The sequence below is a fragment of the Okibacterium sp. AC114 genome, assembly GCF_979253355.1.
The window spans coordinates 2,180,871-2,195,404 of sequence record NZ_CEEDBR010000001.1 but is presented as its reverse complement, the minus strand read 5'-3'; the positions used below and the strand labels follow the sequence as shown (position 1 = coordinate 2,195,404).

The window sequence follows — 14,534 nt, the reverse complement described above, 5'->3', positions numbered from 1 at the left end:
ATGAGCACGTGGTACGCGTGGCGATTATCGACGATCATGAATCGGTCCGACTGGGGTTGGCCGCCGTGTGTGCGGCGTCCGGCTACGACGTGGTGCAATCCGTGGCCACGGTCAACGACTTCCTGAGCCGCTCGCAGGCCACGCACGGCCCCTCGGCCGATGTCGTCATCCTCGACCTCTCGCTCGGCGACGGTTCGCGCATCGCCGACAACGTGCGCCGCGTGCACGACACGGGTTCGGCTGTGCTCATCCACTCGATAGCCGATCGGATGGCCGGTGTGCGCGAGGCTCTGGCAGCTGGCGCGGCAGCCGTCATCCCCAAGTCGTCGCCCACGGGAACGGTCGTCTCGGCCATCCGCACCGTTGCCAACGGACAGGTGCTGAACAACCTCGAGTGGGCCAGCGCCATCGACGCCGACTCCGAGTTCGCGCAGGTGCAACTGGGGCGGCGCGAGCGCGACGTTCTGCACCTCTATGCATCCGGTCTGCCCATGAAAGACGTCGCCGCCCAGCTCGGCATCGCGCAGTCTACGGCCAAAGAGTACCTCTCCCGCATCCGCACCAAGTACGTCGATGTGGGACGCCCCGCGCCCACTAAAGTAGATCTATTGCGCCGGGCCGTCGAAGACGGCATCCTGCCGGATCTCGGTCCGAGCCAGAACGACGCGTAGCAACGCGGCTGACGGACGACGCAGCGTAGACACGCGGGCCAAAAACACACGGGGGGTGCTGGGTGACAACGGGAATTCCCGACAACATCAACCGGGTCGTGGCCCCACGGCAGCGGCTGTTCAGCACCGAGCGCGTCGAACGTCTCTACGACCGTTCCGTCGCCGCCATCTCGCTGTTGTTCGGGTTGCAGACCTTCTCGGTCGTCCTGAGCGATGGCAGCCTCATCGAGGGCCCCGCGGGCAATGCCACCCTCATCCTGGTCTTCGGCACGCTCACGCTCTTCATCGCCGCCGGTTTCGCAGGTCGCTTCGCGCGGCCGACGGCCACCCTGTTCGCGATCGTCTATCTCGTCGCCGTCATCGCGTGGCCGTTCCTCACGGGTGGCGCCCACGCGGCCTCCGACACCGAGCCGTGGTTGTGGTACCTGTGCGGCGCTGTCGCCTGCGCCACCGCCGCACTCGCCTTCCCGACCACCCTGGCCATCGTCTACAGCATCGTCACGCCCGTCGCCTACGGCGTGGCTCGCACCATCGGCCCCGGTGGCCAGATCGTCAACGCCGAGATCGGTGTTCTCGATGCGTCCTACGGCGCCATGATCGGCCTCATCATCGTCATGCTGGGTGTCACGTTCCGACATGCGGCGCGCGCGGTCGACGAGGCGCGCGTCACGGCTCTCAACCGCTACGACGAGGCCGTGCACCAGCACGCGCGCGAGGTGCAGCGCATCGAGGTCGACGCGCTCGTGCACGATATGGTGCTCGCCGCGCTGCAGGCCGCCGAGCGCGCCACGACGCCCGCGCAGTCTCGGGCCGCCGTCGCGCTCGCCGAGAACGCCATCAAACACCTCGCCACGCACGGCGACACGCTCACGGCATCCGCGCGCGACGACGGCGACCTCGAACCCACCTACGGCACGGGCGAACTGGTCGCCGCCATCTCGCGCGCGGCCCGCGCCCACCGCGTTCCCTTCGAGGTGCGCGACGAGACGAGCGAGCACTTCCCGCTGCCGGCCCGCGTGCTCGCCATCCTGTCGAGCGCCACCGAACAGGCCATGGCCAACAGCGCGCAGCACGCCGGCACCCGCGTGACCTCCCGCACCGTGACGCTCCGCACGACCGCGGGCCGCGTCGAGATCATCGTGCACGACGACGGCGTCGGCTTCGACCCCACGCGCGTCGACGAGAGCCGCCTGGGCCTGCGCGTCTCCATCATCGAACGCGTCGTGAAATCCGGTGGCAGCGTGACCATCGACAGCACGGCCGGGGCGGGCACGACCATCGTCATCCGCTGGGCGCCCAACCAGACCATCCAGGCTTCTCGGCCCCCGGCGGCCCCCGGCGAGCTGACCGAGCAGGGGGCAGCCTCGTGATCGCCCTCAACCGCTACGCGCTGTTGGCCCTGGCCGCCGCGTTCTCGATCTACAACGTCATCCGCGGCGTCATCACCTTGCCGCAGGCCGATTCGCCCTGGCCGAGCATCGTGGGCATGGTGCTCTACCTCGTCGTCACCATCATCAGCCTGTGGCCGTCGTCGCCGACCGCCATGCCGCTGTGGCTCGCGAGCCTCAACCTCGGCACGGCCGTGGCGCTGCCGTTGCTCGTCACGTCGCAGCTCGATCCGTCGGTCAACAACGGCTACGCCACCTGGCACGTCGCGTCGATCGGCGCGCTCATGACCATCACGGCCGTGCGGCGTCGCGAGGCGTTCGCCTGGATCGGCATCATCTTCCTGACCGCGCAGTCGATCCTGTGGGCCGGCGCGGGCGTGGCGCTGCAGATCGGCATCCCCGGCAGCATCCTGTGGGTGGCGCTGGCATCCATTCTCACGCGGTCGCTCGTGCGGGTCGGGCGCGACGAACAGAACCTCGCCATCGCCGAGCGCGAGGCCGCCCAGTGGCAGGCCGCGCAAGACGCGCACCACGAGGAGCGCCGCGTGCGCCTCAAGCAGGCCGAACGAGTGGCTTTGCCGACGCTCCGCAACATCATCCTGGCGGGCGGCTCGCTGAGCCAGCAGGAGCGTGCAGAGGCCAAGGTGCTCGAGGCCGGGCTGCGGGATGAGATCCGTGGCCGCATGCTGCTGAACGACGCCGTGCGGGCGCGCGTGGCCGAGGCCCGCCGCCGCGGAAGTGTCATCTCGTTGCTCGACGAGGGAACGCTCGACGAGATCGCCGAGGACGATCGCCAGCGCGTGCTCGACCGGGTGGCCGACGCCGTCGCGTCGACGAGCGCACACCGCATGATCGTGCGCACGGCGCCCGTCGACTCTCCGACGGCCGTGACGGTCGTGGCACTCGACCCGTCGGGCGACCCGGACGACGACGAAGACGAAGTGCAGCTGTGGCTCGAGATCCCGCGCAAGGCGACGGCCGACTCACACACCGAGGCTTAACAGTCGGAAGGGCCGGTTCCAGAGGAACCGGCCCTTCACAAACCCCAGGTCGAACGGTAACCCGAATACCAGTTCGACCCGCCCCCAGCCATTCGTACATACCCTTGTTCACACGAGTGGCTGGTGGTGAATCTCTTGCGAGAGCCACCTAGCAATACTCATTCTGGCGGTCGGCCGCGAAGCGTACCAGTCGGCATTTCGGAGGACACCCCCGCGTTCGCGGGACGATGTCGAGCGCCGGTCAGCGGAATCAGCCGCTGAAGCCGCGCCAGTGCCCGGGGCCGGGCACATGGGGTCGACGCAGACCGCGCTGGCTGCGCTGCCAAGCCGTCACGCGCACGGGTCGCGGCGTGGCGGCAGCGGCGGCCTCGCGCGCCCGTAGCGTGGCGAGCAACACGGCGGTCACGGCGGCGAGCTCGACATCGCTCGGGGCTCCTGAGACCACGCGGAAAGCGGGCGATGCCGCAGACGTCGTGGCCGCGGCATCCGCCGTCGTGTCGGTCGGAGAAGAACTCACAGCGGGATGTTCCCGTGCTTCTTGGCCGGCAGGCTCGCGCGTTTGGTGCGCAGGGCACGCAGCGCCTTGATGACCGATACGCGCGTGGCGGCCGGCTCGATGACGCCGTCGAGCTCGCCGCGCTCGGCCGCGAGGAACGGGCTGGCCACGTTGTAGGTGTACTCGTTGGCGAGCTTGGTGCGCACGGCCTGCACGTCTTCACCGGCCTCTTCGGCGCGTTTGATCTCGCCGCGGTAGAGGATGTTGACGGCGCCCTGGCCGCCCATGACGGCGATCTCGGCGGTCGGCCATGCCAGGTTGATGTCGGCACCCAGCTGTTTCGAGCCCATGACGATGTACGCGCCGCCGTAGGCCTTCCGCAGGATCACGGTGACGAGCGGCACGGTGGCCTCTGCATAGGCGTAGAGCAGCTTGGCGCCGCGACGGATGACTCCGGTCCACTCCTGGTCGGTGCCGGGCAGGTAGCCGGGCACGTCGACGAGCGTGAGGATGGGGATCGAGAACGCGTCACAGAAGCGCACGAAGCGCGAGGCTTTCTCGCCCGCCTCGATATTGAGCGTTCCCGCCATGGCCTGAGGCTGATTGGCGATCACGCCGACCGTGCGGCCCTCGACCCGGGCGAACCCGATGACGATGTTGGGCGCGAACAGCGGCTGCACCTCGAGGAAGTCGCCGTGGTCGACGACGTGCTCGATGACGGTCTTCACGTCGTAGGGCTGGTTGGGGGAATCGGGGATGAGCGTGTTGAGGCGGCGGTCCTCGTCGGTGGTCTCGAGCTCGACGACGGTGTCGAATTCGGGCAGTTCGGCCAGGTTGTTGTCGGGCAGGAAGCTCACGAGCGAACGCGCGTAGTCCAGGGCATCCTGTTCGTCGCTCGCCAGGTAGTGCGCCACACCCGAGCGCGTGTTGTGGGTGAGCGCGCCGCCCAGTTCTTCCATGCCCACGTCCTCGCCCGTGACGGTCTTGATGACGTCGGGGCCCGTCACGAACATCTGGCTGGTCTTGTCGACCATGATGACGAAGTCGGTGAGGGCGGGGGAGTAGACGGCGCCGCCGGCCGCCGGGCCCATGATGAGCGAGATCTGCGGGATGACACCAGAGGCGGCCGTGTTGCGGCGGAAGATCTCGCCGTACTTGCCGAGGGCCACGACGCCCTCCTGGATGCGGGCTCCACCCGAGTCGAGGATGCCGAGGATGGGGACGCCCGTTTTCAGCGCGAGGTCCATGACCTTGATGATCTTTTCACCGGCCACCTCGCCGAGAGACCCGCCGAAGACCGTGAAGTCCTGCGAGTAGACGGCCACCTGGCGGCCGTGGATGGTGCCCGTTCCGGTGACGACGGCGTCGCCGTAGGGCCGGGACTTGTCCATGCCGAAGGCGTGCGTGCGGTGGCGCACGAATTCGTCGAGCTCGACGAAGCTGCCCGGGTCGAGCAGCAGGTCGATGCGCTCGCGAGCCGTCATCTTGCCCTTGGCGTGCTGCTTCTTGATGGCGGCTTCGCCCGAGGCGGTCACCGCCTCGTGGTAGCGACGGGAGAGGTCGGCCAGCTTGCCGGCCGTCGTCATCATGTCGGGGGTGTCAGGGGCGCCCTGGACCTCGGTCGGTTGAGCAGCGTCTTTGGCGTTCACGTCAAGGTTCTCCGTCACGGGCTTCACTCTACCGTGCACGGAGGGGCCCCAACCGTTGGAGGAACCCCACAAGGTGCGCGCGCGAGCCTTGTCGGTATCGCGTTTCGGGGTGCGCCGGGGACCCGATCGCGTACGCTTCCGTACTCTTGGGCGCATGCCTCTCACCTCAGCCCTGCTTCCGCGGTCGTCGGCCGTGGCCGGCCGTCTCCTCGCGCTGCCGCACGCCCTGTCGACGAACGACGAGCTCACGGAGCGTGTCCGCACGGCGCCGTCGGAATGGCCACACCTCTCGGTCGTGGTCACCGACGATCAGCGTGCGGGAAGGGGGCGACTCGGGCGCGTCTGGACGGCGGAGGCGGGGACATCCCTGGCCGTCTCGGTCGTGCTGCGCCCGCATCCGGCATTCTCACCCGACGTCTACGGTTGGATCCCCCTGGCGGCGGGGGCCGCGATGACGGTGGCCGTGCGAGAGGCGGTGGCCGGCGCATCCGACAGCACTGCGCAAGCGCATGCGCAGGCGACGGCGCCAGGGCCAGGGCCAGCGACGGCGCCAGGGCCAGGGCCAGCGACAGAGCCAGCGGCATCCGCATCCCCATCCGCATCCCCATCCGCATACGCATCCGCATCCGCATCGGAAGCCGAAACCGCTGCCCGCCGGGTGCAACTCAAGTGGCCGAACGACGTGCTCATCGAGGGCCGCAAGGTGGCGGGAGTGCTGTCCGAGATGCTCGCCCTTCCGAACGCCCCCGCTGTGGTCGTCGGCGTCGGCGTCAACCTGACGATGACTGCCGATCAACTGCCCGTGCCCACGGCGACGTCGCTCGCGCTCGCCGGGGTGCACGAGATCGACGTCGACGCCGTGCTCGCCCGCTTTCTGACAGAACTCGATGGGATGCTGCACGCCCTCCAACGGGCGCACGGTGACGCGGTCGCGGCCGGTGTGCACGCGCGCGTCGCCGCACTGCTCGGAACGGTGGGCCGCGACATCCGCGCCGACCTGCCGGGGGGTGACGCGCTCGAGGGCCGGGCGACGGGTCTCGCCCCCGACGGCCGCCTGCTCGTGCGACGCCGTGACGTGCGGCCGGGACACCCCGCCGAGGTCGCCGTCGCGGCGGGGGACATCACCCACCTGCGGCTGACCGGATCGGGCGAAAGCCTCGGCTGACCGGCGCGTGCACCCGCCGCGGCATGCGCTGTGCGGTACAAAGGAGACATGGCCCAGCAGCAGACGAACACGGAGACTTCTGCGTTCGATGTGCTCTCGCGACCCGTGGTTCCCACCGAACGTGTCGTCGCCCGGCTGCGTCCACACGGTCGCGTGCTGCTCTGGCCGGCGCTCGCGTTGATCCTCGGATCGGGTGCCGCCGCCTACGCGTTCGGCCTCTTCACCGAGACGTGGCAGCTGTGGACCATCGCGGGAGTTCTCGCCGCCTGGGTGCTCTTCGCCGTTCTGCTGCCCTATGCGCTGTGGCTGAATCGTCGCTACATCATCACCACGCGGCGGGTCATCTCGCGCCGCGGTTTCTTCGTGCGTGAACGCACCGAGATCTTCCACGGCCGTGGCTATTCCACGGCACTGCGACGCGGGCCGCTGCAGTCGATGTTCCGTTCGGGCACGCTCGTGCTCACGTCCGGGATCGACAAACCGCTCGTGCTGGCCGATGTGCCGCGCGCCGACCTGGTGTCCGAGGCGCTCAACGAACTCGTCGAGCGCAGCCAGACCGCCGGCGCCTCGCTGCGTTCGTCGGCCGGTTCCATCGTGCCGCCGCGCCCGCCGCTGCCCGGTAGCTGACCGACTATCCCGGTCGGCAGCGCGGTCACCGCGTGGGCTCCGCAAATGCGGCAGGATGGTTCCTGGCGGAACGGCCGACCCCAGGCCGTGCGACGTGAGGAGCGATGATGGTGACAGTCGGTGTGATCGGCGGCGGACAGCTGGCACGGATGATGATCCCCCCGGCGGTGAACCTCGGGCTCGACATCCGCATCCTCGCCGAGCAGGACGGCATGTCGGCGGCACTCGCAGCGACGGCCGTCGGCGACTACCGCGACCTCGACACGGTTCTGGCGTTCGCCGAAACGGTCGACGTCGTCACGTTCGACCACGAGCACGTGCCGGCCCCGATCCTGCGCGAACTGCAGGCCCGCGGCATCCCCGTGCACCCCGGCCCCGACGCCCTGCACTTCGCGCAGGACAAGATCGCCATGCGCGAGAAGCTGTCCGAGATCGGGGTGCCCGTTCCCGAGTGGGCGGCCGTGACCGACGCCGACGAGCTGGCCGCTTTCCTCGCCGACAACGGCGGCGCTGCCGTGCTCAAGACCCCGCGCGGCGGCTACGACGGCAAGGGCGTGCGCGTCGTGCGTTCGGCCGATGACGCCGCCGACTGGTTCGCCGCCCTCGACGAAGACGGCCGCGGCGGCGCACTGCTGGTCGAAGAGCTCGTCGATTTCCGCCGCGAGCTCGCACAGCTCGTGGCCCGCCGCCCGAGCGGACAGATCGTGGCCTGGCCCGTCGTCGAAACCGTGCAGAAGGATGGCGTGTGCAGCGAGGTCTTCGCGCCCGCCCCGCGTTCCGCCGGCCGCGTCGCCGAGATGGCCGAGCAGATCGCCCTGACGATCGCCGAAACCCTCGGCGTGACGGGGGTGCTCGCGGTCGAACTCTTCGAGACCACCGACGACCGCATCCTCGTCAACGAACTCGCGATGCGCCCGCACAACTCGGGCCACTGGACGCAGGATGGCTGCACCACCAGCCAGTTCGAGCAGCACCTGCGCGCCGTGCTCGACCTGCCGCTCGGCGCAACCGGATGTCACGACGACTACACGGTCATGGCCAATATTCTCGGCGGCCCCACCGAGGGCACGCTCGCCGACCGCTATGCGGCCGCGCTCGAGGCCCACCCCACCGTCAAGGTGCACAACTACGGCAAGGAGCCGCGCCCGGGTCGCAAGGTCGGCCACCTGAACGTTTCGGGGCCCGATCTCGACGAGGTTGCCTACCAGGCGCGTGCCGCAGCCGCCTTCTTCCAGGACTGAACCTTACGATGGGGGCTATGTCTCAGCTCTCCTCAGCTTCTCCCGTCGTCGGCGTCGTCATGGGCAGTGACTCCGACTGGTCCGTCATGCGCGACGCGCGCGACGTGCTCGAGGAGTTCGGTGTGCCCTACGAGGTCGAGGTCGTCTCGGCCCACCGCACGCCCGAGAAGATGATCGACTACGGGCGCGAGGCCCGGGGCCGCGGCATCCGCGTCATCATCGCCGGAGCCGGGGGCGCTGCTCACCTGCCCGGCATGCTCGCGGCCGTCACGGTTCTGCCCGTCATCGGTGTGCCCGTGCCCCTCGCGCGCCTCGACGGCCTCGACTCGCTGCTCTCGATCGTGCAGATGCCGGGCGGCGTTCCCGTCGCCACGGTGTCGATCGGCGGCGCCAAGAACGCGGGGCTGCTGGCCGTCCAGATCCTCGGCACATCGGATGACGCGCTCGCCGACGCCATGGCCGCCTACCAGGTGGGGCTCGCCGACACGGTCGCCGAGAAGAACGACGCCCTCAAAAAGACCCTATGAGCACGTACACCGCGCTGCCGATCCGGCATCCCAACACCCAGTCGCGCACGGTGATGACGCGGCGTGCCTGGTGGCTCGTCGCCATGAACTTCCTCATCCCGGGCTCGGCCCAGGTGCTCGCGGGCAACCGCCGCCTCGGTCGCATCGGCCTCATCGCCACTATCACCATGTGGGTGCTCGTCGTCGCGGCCCTGCTGCTCTATCTCGCCACACCGCAGACGATCTACAACCTGGCGACGAACTCCTATGCGCTGCTGCTGGCCCAGATCGTGCTCGTGGCCTACGCGTTCCTGTGGATCGTGCTCACGATCAATACGCTCTCGCTCGTGAAGCTCATCCGGGCGCGGCCATCGTCCCGCGCGTGGATCGCGCTCGCCACGGTGGCGCTGCTCGTGGTCTCGGTCGGTGGTGCCGGCGCTGGCGCCTACTACGCGGGCATCACCCGCGGAACGCTGCAGTCGATCTTCGGTGGGGGAGCGGCATCCGTGCCTCCCGTCGACGGGCACTACAACATCCTGTTGCTGGGCGGCGACGCCGGCCCCGACCGCGAGGGTCTGCGCCCCGACAGCATGTCGGTGGTCTCGGTGGACGCCGAGACGGGGGCAGCGACCATGATCGGCCTGCCCCGCGACCTGCACAACATGCCCTTCTCCGACGGCTCTCCCATGCAGAAGCTCTACCCCAACGGGTACGGCTACAACGGCCGCTGCGATGTGAGCGCATGCATGCTGAACTCCGTCTACACCGAGGCCGAGGTGCGGCATCCGGATCTCTACCCCGACGCCATCAAGAACGGCTCGCGGCCCGGCATCGAGGCCACGAAAGAGGCCATCGAGGGCACGCTCGACCTCGAGATCCAGTATTACGTGCTCATCGACATGCAGGGCTTCAGCGACCTCATCGACGCGCTCGGCGGCGTGGACATCACGGTGCCGAAACGTGTTCCCGTCGGTGGCGACGAGAACCTCGTGGGTGTGGCCGAGTGGATCGAGGTGGGCGAGCACCACATGAACGGCTACTACGCACTCTGGTATGCGCGGTCGCGGCACGGTTCGAGCGACTACGAGCGCATGGAACGGCAGCGGCAGTTGCAGGCGGCCATTCTCAAGCAGTTCACGCCCGCTAACGTTCTGAGCAAGTTCCAGGTGATCGCGCAGGCCGGGTCGCAGGTCGTGAAGACCGACATCCCGCAGGACATGCTCGGCTACTTCGTCGAGTTGGCGCTCAAGACCAAAGAGCTGCCGATCACCAACATCGAGCTCACGCCGGCCTCGGGCATTCAGCCGGAAGAGCCTGACTTCGACAAGATCCGCAGCATGGTGGATGCCGCGCTGCACCCCGCATCACCCGCGCCGTCCGGCGGCTAGCGGTCACCGACAACGCTGAAGGGCCCTCACGCAGGATGTGAGGGCCCTTCAGTCGTTGCCGGGGGTTGTGTGGCCCCTAGAGGTCGGCGTGCAACTGCCAGACGCGCTCGGCCGAGTCGCGCCAGCTGAAGGCCCGCGCACGGTCGGAGCCGGCCACGCTGAGGCGCGAGCGCAGGTCGCTGTCGTCGAGCACCTGCGCGATGGCCTCGGCCAGACGCTCGGGGTAGCCCTTCTTGCCGCCGCGTTCGACGACGAGCCCGGCGCCGCCGGCTACCTCGACGAGCGCGGGGTCGTCGGAGTGCACGACGGGCGTGCCGAACGACAGCGCCTCGACGAGCGGCAGCCCGAAGCCTTCGCGAATGCTCGGGTAGACGAAAACGGTCGCACGGTCGAGCACGACGGCCAGGTCGGCGTCGGAGAGGAAGCCCAGCGAACGCACGCGGCCCTCGGGCAGCCCGGCCTCGTCGGCGACGGACGCCAACGTGAGGTCGCCCCAGCTGTCGGGCCCGATCACGAGCACGGGCAGGTCGGGAGCATCCGTCGCACCCAGGCCGCTGATGAGCGACAGCAGGCCGCGGCGCGGGTCCAACGTGCCAAACGTGAGGATGTATTCGTCAGGAAGTTCGAGGTTGCCCGCGCGCCACTCAGCATCGCTGGTGAGCTGCAAGCCCGAACCGACGGCACCCGGGATGACGCGCACGCGGTCGCCGAAATCGATGATCTCAGCGAGCTGCTCGGCCACGGCGTGCGTCGGCACGACGATGGCGTCGGCGTGCTTCTTGGCGCGCTTGGCCATCGACTTCGTGAACGACACCGAGGTGGGCGTCAGAGACTTCGGATGCGTCCACGCCAGGGTGTCGTGAATCGTGACGACCGTCTGCTTGCGGTCGTAGGCCCGGTTGTGTCGCACCAGGGGAGCGAGCAGCGTGGGCGAGTGCACCATGCCGTCGCCGTAGCCCGCCACGAGGCCTAGCTGCCAGGCGGCCGACAATTCGCGCCGGGCCAGCGTGGTCTTGTGCAGCTCGGCCAGGCCGGGCAGCCGCGTCTCGACGTCGGCGATCTTCTCGGGCGGCAGACTCGACACGATGCCCTCGACCTGGCAGTTGCGCGGGGCCGTGAGGATGAGGGCCTTCGTCATCTCTTCGGTGTAGCGGCCGATGCCGCCGGGAACGGGTGCGACCATTTGGTCGACCACCATGGTCAGGGTCGTGGGCATGAGTGCTCCTGCTCCGGCCGGGGGCCTAGGACTGGCTCGCGGCGGGGGCAGCGGTGTCGGCCGGGCGCGCGACGGCACCGGTCTCGACGGCCTCGTGCAGGGCTTCGCGCCAATCGCGCAGGGGCGACAGCCCGGCGGCGGCCCAGCCGTCGTGACCGAGCACCGAGTAGGCCGGGCGGGGAGCCGGGCGCACGAAGCTCGCGCTGTCGGTCTTGCCCACGCGCTCGGGGTCGAGACCCACCTCGGTGAAGATGGCGCGCGTGAAGTCGAACCACGAGCCCTGGCCCGCGTTGGTGCCGTGATAGACGCCCGCGGGGGCGTCGGCGTCGGCGAGGGCCACGATCTGGCGCGCGAGGTCTTTCGTCCAGGTGGGCTGGCCCAGCTGATCGGTGACGACGCTCACCGTGGGGTGGCTCGCGGACAGGCGGATCATGGTGGCCGCGAAGTTGGGGCCGTGCTGGCCGTACAGCCACGCCGTGCGCACGATGTAGGTGCCGTCGGGGTGCTCGTCGAGCGCGAGCTTCTCGCCCGCGGCCTTGGTGCGGCCGTAGGCCGAAATGGGTGCGTGCGGGGTGTTCTCGGCGTAGGGTGTCGTCGCCGAGCCGTCGAAGACGTAGTCGGTGGACACCTGGATGAGCTTGGCCCCGGCTTCGCGCGCCGCGATGGCCAGGTTCTGGGCCCCGAGTGCGTTCACCGCGTAGGCGGCATCCTCGTTCGTCTCGGCGTCGTCGACCTTCGTGTAGGCGGCGGCGTTCACCACGACATCGTGGCCCGCGACGGCCTGGCGCACCGCGTCGAGATCGGTCACGTCGAGGTCGGCGCGCCCGAGGGCGGTCACCTCACGGCCCTGCAGAACGTCGATCAGGTCGGTGCCGAGCATGCCGGATGCTCCGGTGATGAGGTAACGCGTCATGGTGTCCTTCGCCAGCTGAGTCGGCGACGAAATGGCCGCCGAATGTGCGACCCCAGTCTAGCGAGGGGCCACCCTAGCGTCGGCTGAACAGGCCGGTGAGCTGCCGCATCCGACGCTGGAAACCCCACAGCGTGACCTTGCCCATGGCCTCGAAGATGATGTTGCCGCTCATCTTCGATTCGCCGATCTCGCGCTCGCGGAAGACGATCGGGACCTCTTCGATGCGGTAGCCCGCCGTGTCGACGCGCAGCGTCATATCGATCTGGAAGCAGTAGCCGTGCGAGTTCACGTTCTCGAGCGACAACGCGCGCAGCACCTCGGCGTTGTAGACGCGGTAGCCGGCCGTGGCGTCTTTCACGCCCACACCGAGCGCCAGACGCGCATAGACGTTGGCCGCGCGGCTGAGGATCTCGCGGCGCTTCGGCCAGTTGACGACACTGCCGCCCGGCACCCAGCGCGAGCCGATGACGAGGGCGGAGCCGCCCTGGGCAATGGGTCGAGCTTTGGCGCGTGCCACCATCTCGGGCAGCGTTTCGGGCGGGTGCGATCCGTCGGCATCCATCTCGATGAGGTAGTCGTAGCCTTCGCCGAGGCCCCAGGCGAAACCCTGCAGATAGGCCGAGCCGAGGCCCAGCTTGCCCGTGCGGTGCTTGACGTGGATGTGCGGGTCGGCCGCGGCCATTTCGTCGGCAACCCGGCCCGTGCCGTCGGGGCTGCCGTCGTCGACGACCAGGACATGCCCGTCGGGCAGAACCTCGCGCACGCGGCCTACGATCTTCGGCAGATTCTCCCGCTCGTTGAAGGTGGGGATGATGACGAGCGCGGATGCTCCGGAATCGCTGGGGGTCACGGTCGGGCAGCTCCCTTGTCGCTGGTGGGCGCGGCGGTCTCGGCGCCGTCGATCGGATGTCCGGGCTCCTCGAACAGCGAACGCTGCCCCTCTTCGACGCGGGCCCGGGCCGACAGACCGTCGCTGCGGTGCATGCCGTAGACCCAGTAGCGGTAGAGCAGGAAGCGGAAGATGGTGCCCAGCACGAGGCCGATCACATTGGCCGAGATGTTGTCGGCGATGATGTTGTCGAAACCGAGCAGGTGGTGCGAGACCCACAGGCAGAGCAGGCTGATGAGCAGACCGCCGACGGCCACGACGACGTATTCGAGCAGCTCGAGGACGAAGTTCTTGCGGCGGTGCTCGCGGAACGTCCAGTACCGGTTGCCGATCCAGTTGAAGACGATGGCGACGCTTGTGGACAGCACCTTTGCGCCGAGCGCGGTGCTCCACCATCCCTCACCGAACACGCCGAGGCGCAGGAGGTTGAACAGGCCCGTGTCGATAGCGAAGCCGATGAGGCCGACGACCCCGAATTTCAGGGCGTACAGCACGATGCCGTGCCAGGCGCGTTCGGCCAGCTGGCGTATTCTTCTCATCAGACCTCGGAGGGGATCGTCGCGTGAAAGCGACCTCATTCGGTGACCTTCGTCGGTCTCTTCCGGACAGCGTCGCCGTGCAGATGCACGATGACAGACTCATCATCGTATCCGATGAGCGCCTGCATATTGGCTGACCATTCGGCGTGCGTCGCGGGTTCGGCGCGCGCATATCGAGACGGGCCGCTCATCTCTGCGCTGATCAGCCCGGTCTTGCTAGGATTTCGAGCGTGCAGATACGCGAACTCCGAGTCCCCGACAGTTACGAGATCACCCCGAAGCAGTTCGGCGACGACCGGGGCGTGTTCCTCGAGTGGTACCGCTTCGACAAGCTCGAAGAGACCATCGGGCACTCGCTGAACCTCGCCCAGGGCAACACGTCCGTGTCGAAGCGGGGCGTCGTGCGCGGCATCCACTTCGCCGATGTGCCGCCGAGTCAGGCTAAATACGTCACGGCCACGCACGGCGCCGTGCTCGATTACGTCATCGACATCCGCGTGGGTTCGCCCACCTTCGGCGAGTGGGACACGGTCCTGCTCGACGACACCGACCGCCGCGCCATCTACCTGGCCGAGGGCCTCGGTCACGCTTTCGTCGCCCTCACCGACGACGCCACCGTGAGCTACCTCGTCACCTCCACGTTCAACGCCGAGCGTGAGCACGGCATCAACCCGCTCGACCCCGAGATCGGGCTCGTGTTCCCCGAAGAGGCGGGCGAACCGCTGCTGTCGCCGAAGGACACCGACGCCCCGGGGCTCTCCGAGGCCGCCGCCCAGGGGCTCCTGCCCACCTGGGAGGCCGCCCGCGCCTACTACGAAACGTTGAACAAGGGACAGGGACACTAG

At 68.7% G+C, this 14,534-nt stretch carries 15 protein-coding genes; 9 read left to right on the top strand and 6 right to left on the bottom strand.

Annotation, left to right across the window (positions count from 1 at the left end; all coding sequences use genetic code 11):
* Positions 1–8: 8 nt before the first annotated feature.
* The 3 genes from ACZ6IE_RS10235 (at position 9) to ACZ6IE_RS10225 (ending at position 3,060) form a co-directional block, all read left to right on the top strand.
* Positions 9–671: a response regulator transcription factor gene (locus ACZ6IE_RS10235; RefSeq protein WP_077055655.1), complete on the top strand. Its 663-nt coding sequence runs from the start codon at positions 9–11 to the stop codon at positions 669–671.
* Between the two features lie 62 nt (positions 672–733).
* A complete protein-coding gene (locus ACZ6IE_RS10230; RefSeq protein ID WP_464607858.1) occupies positions 734–2,041 on the top strand; it encodes a sensor histidine kinase in 1,308 nt (435 codons plus the stop codon).
* On the top strand, positions 2,038–3,060 hold the full coding sequence (locus ACZ6IE_RS10225) for a hypothetical protein (protein ID WP_464607857.1): 1,023 nt from the start codon (positions 2,038–2,040) through the stop codon (positions 3,058–3,060). The genes ACZ6IE_RS10230 and ACZ6IE_RS10225 overlap by 4 nt, the downstream gene beginning before the upstream one ends.
* 250 nt (positions 3,061–3,310) lie before the next feature.
* On the opposite strand, the gene ACZ6IE_RS10220 is transcribed toward ACZ6IE_RS10225, so the two are convergent.
* A complete protein-coding gene (locus tag ACZ6IE_RS10220; protein ID WP_464607856.1) occupies positions 3,311–3,577 on the bottom strand; it encodes an acyl-CoA carboxylase subunit epsilon in 267 nt (88 codons plus the stop codon).
* The gene (locus ACZ6IE_RS10215; RefSeq protein ID WP_077055657.1) at positions 3,574–5,145 is read right to left on the bottom strand and encodes an acyl-CoA carboxylase subunit beta; all 1,572 of its coding nucleotides are present in this window, start codon (positions 5,143–5,145) and stop codon (positions 3,574–3,576) included. Before ACZ6IE_RS10215 ends, ACZ6IE_RS10220 begins: the two co-directional genes overlap by 4 nt.
* A 214-nt stretch (positions 5,146–5,359) precedes the next feature.
* Here ACZ6IE_RS10215 and ACZ6IE_RS10210 point away from each other — a divergent pair, with 214 nt between their 5' ends.
* From ACZ6IE_RS10210 to ACZ6IE_RS10190, 5 genes are all read left to right on the top strand, one after another.
* A complete protein-coding gene (locus tag ACZ6IE_RS10210) occupies positions 5,360–6,370 on the top strand; it encodes a biotin--[acetyl-CoA-carboxylase] ligase (protein WP_464607855.1) in 1,011 nt (336 codons plus the stop codon).
* Positions 6,371–6,418: 48 nt separating this feature from the next.
* Complete coding sequence (locus ACZ6IE_RS10205) at positions 6,419–6,997, top strand: PH domain-containing protein (protein ID WP_464607854.1); 579 nt, start codon at positions 6,419–6,421, stop codon at positions 6,995–6,997.
* 104 nt (positions 6,998–7,101) lie between these two features.
* Positions 7,102–8,238 (top strand): 5-(carboxyamino)imidazole ribonucleotide synthase, encoded by a 1,137-nt coding sequence (locus ACZ6IE_RS10200; protein ID WP_464607853.1) that lies wholly within the window; start codon positions 7,102–7,104, stop codon positions 8,236–8,238.
* 17 nt (positions 8,239–8,255) lie between these two features.
* A complete protein-coding gene (purE, locus tag ACZ6IE_RS10195; RefSeq protein WP_077055279.1) occupies positions 8,256–8,765 on the top strand; it encodes a 5-(carboxyamino)imidazole ribonucleotide mutase in 510 nt (169 codons plus the stop codon).
* Positions 8,762–10,132 (top strand): LCP family protein, encoded by a 1,371-nt coding sequence (locus ACZ6IE_RS10190; RefSeq protein WP_464607852.1) that lies wholly within the window; start codon positions 8,762–8,764, stop codon positions 10,130–10,132. Before purE ends, ACZ6IE_RS10190 begins: the two co-directional genes overlap by 4 nt.
* A 76-nt stretch (positions 10,133–10,208) precedes the next feature.
* On the opposite strand, the gene ACZ6IE_RS10185 is transcribed toward ACZ6IE_RS10190, so the two are convergent.
* The 4 genes from ACZ6IE_RS10185 to ACZ6IE_RS10170 all read right to left on the bottom strand — a co-directional run bounded on the left by ACZ6IE_RS10185 (position 10,209) and on the right by ACZ6IE_RS10170 (position 13,689).
* Positions 10,209–11,348 carry a glycosyltransferase family 4 protein gene (locus ACZ6IE_RS10185; RefSeq protein WP_079728259.1) on the bottom strand — a complete coding sequence of 380 codons (1,140 nt, stop codon included), beginning with the start codon at positions 11,346–11,348 and terminating at the stop codon, positions 10,209–10,211.
* 25 nt (positions 11,349–11,373) lie between these two features.
* A complete protein-coding gene (rfbD, locus tag ACZ6IE_RS10180) occupies positions 11,374–12,261 on the bottom strand; it encodes a dTDP-4-dehydrorhamnose reductase (RefSeq protein ID WP_464607851.1) in 888 nt (295 codons plus the stop codon).
* 73 nt (positions 12,262–12,334) lie between these two features.
* Positions 12,335–13,111 (bottom strand): polyprenol monophosphomannose synthase, encoded by a 777-nt coding sequence (locus ACZ6IE_RS10175; RefSeq protein ID WP_464607850.1) that lies wholly within the window; start codon positions 13,109–13,111, stop codon positions 12,335–12,337.
* On the bottom strand, positions 13,108–13,689 hold the full coding sequence (locus tag ACZ6IE_RS10170; RefSeq protein ID WP_464607849.1) for a GtrA family protein: 582 nt from the start codon (positions 13,687–13,689) through the stop codon (positions 13,108–13,110). Before ACZ6IE_RS10170 ends, ACZ6IE_RS10175 begins: the two co-directional genes overlap by 4 nt.
* Positions 13,690–13,919: 230 nt before the next feature.
* Here ACZ6IE_RS10170 and ACZ6IE_RS10165 point away from each other — a divergent pair, with 230 nt between their 5' ends.
* Positions 13,920–14,534, top strand: coding sequence for a dTDP-4-dehydrorhamnose 3,5-epimerase family protein (locus tag ACZ6IE_RS10165; RefSeq protein ID WP_077055284.1), 615 nt, complete (start codon positions 13,920–13,922; stop codon positions 14,532–14,534).

Bases quoted from the DNA above. Each gene is read 5' to 3' on its own strand.
- ACZ6IE_RS10215 (WP_077055657.1), bottom strand. From the start codon at position 5,145: ATGATGACGACGGCCGGCAAGCTGGCCGACCTCTCCCGTCGCTACCAC.
- ACZ6IE_RS10210 (WP_464607855.1), top strand. From the start codon at position 5,360: ATGCCTCTCACCTCAGCCCTGCTTCCGCGGTCGTCGGCCGTGGCCGGC.
- ACZ6IE_RS10205 (WP_464607854.1), top strand. From the start codon at position 6,419: ATGGCCCAGCAGCAGACGAACACGGAGACTTCTGCGTTCGATGTGCTC.
- ACZ6IE_RS10200 (WP_464607853.1), top strand. From the start codon at position 7,102: ATGATGGTGACAGTCGGTGTGATCGGCGGCGGACAGCTGGCACGGATG.
- purE (WP_077055279.1), top strand. From the start codon at position 8,256: ATGTCTCAGCTCTCCTCAGCTTCTCCCGTCGTCGGCGTCGTCATGGGC.
- ACZ6IE_RS10190 (WP_464607852.1), top strand. From the start codon at position 8,762: ATGAGCACGTACACCGCGCTGCCGATCCGGCATCCCAACACCCAGTCG.
- ACZ6IE_RS10185 (WP_079728259.1), bottom strand. From the start codon at position 11,348: ATGCCCACGACCCTGACCATGGTGGTCGACCAAATGGTCGCACCCGTT.
- rfbD (WP_464607851.1), bottom strand. From the start codon at position 12,261: ATGACGCGTTACCTCATCACCGGAGCATCCGGCATGCTCGGCACCGAC.
- ACZ6IE_RS10170 (WP_464607849.1), bottom strand. From the start codon at position 13,689: ATGAGAAGAATACGCCAGCTGGCCGAACGCGCCTGGCACGGCATCGTG.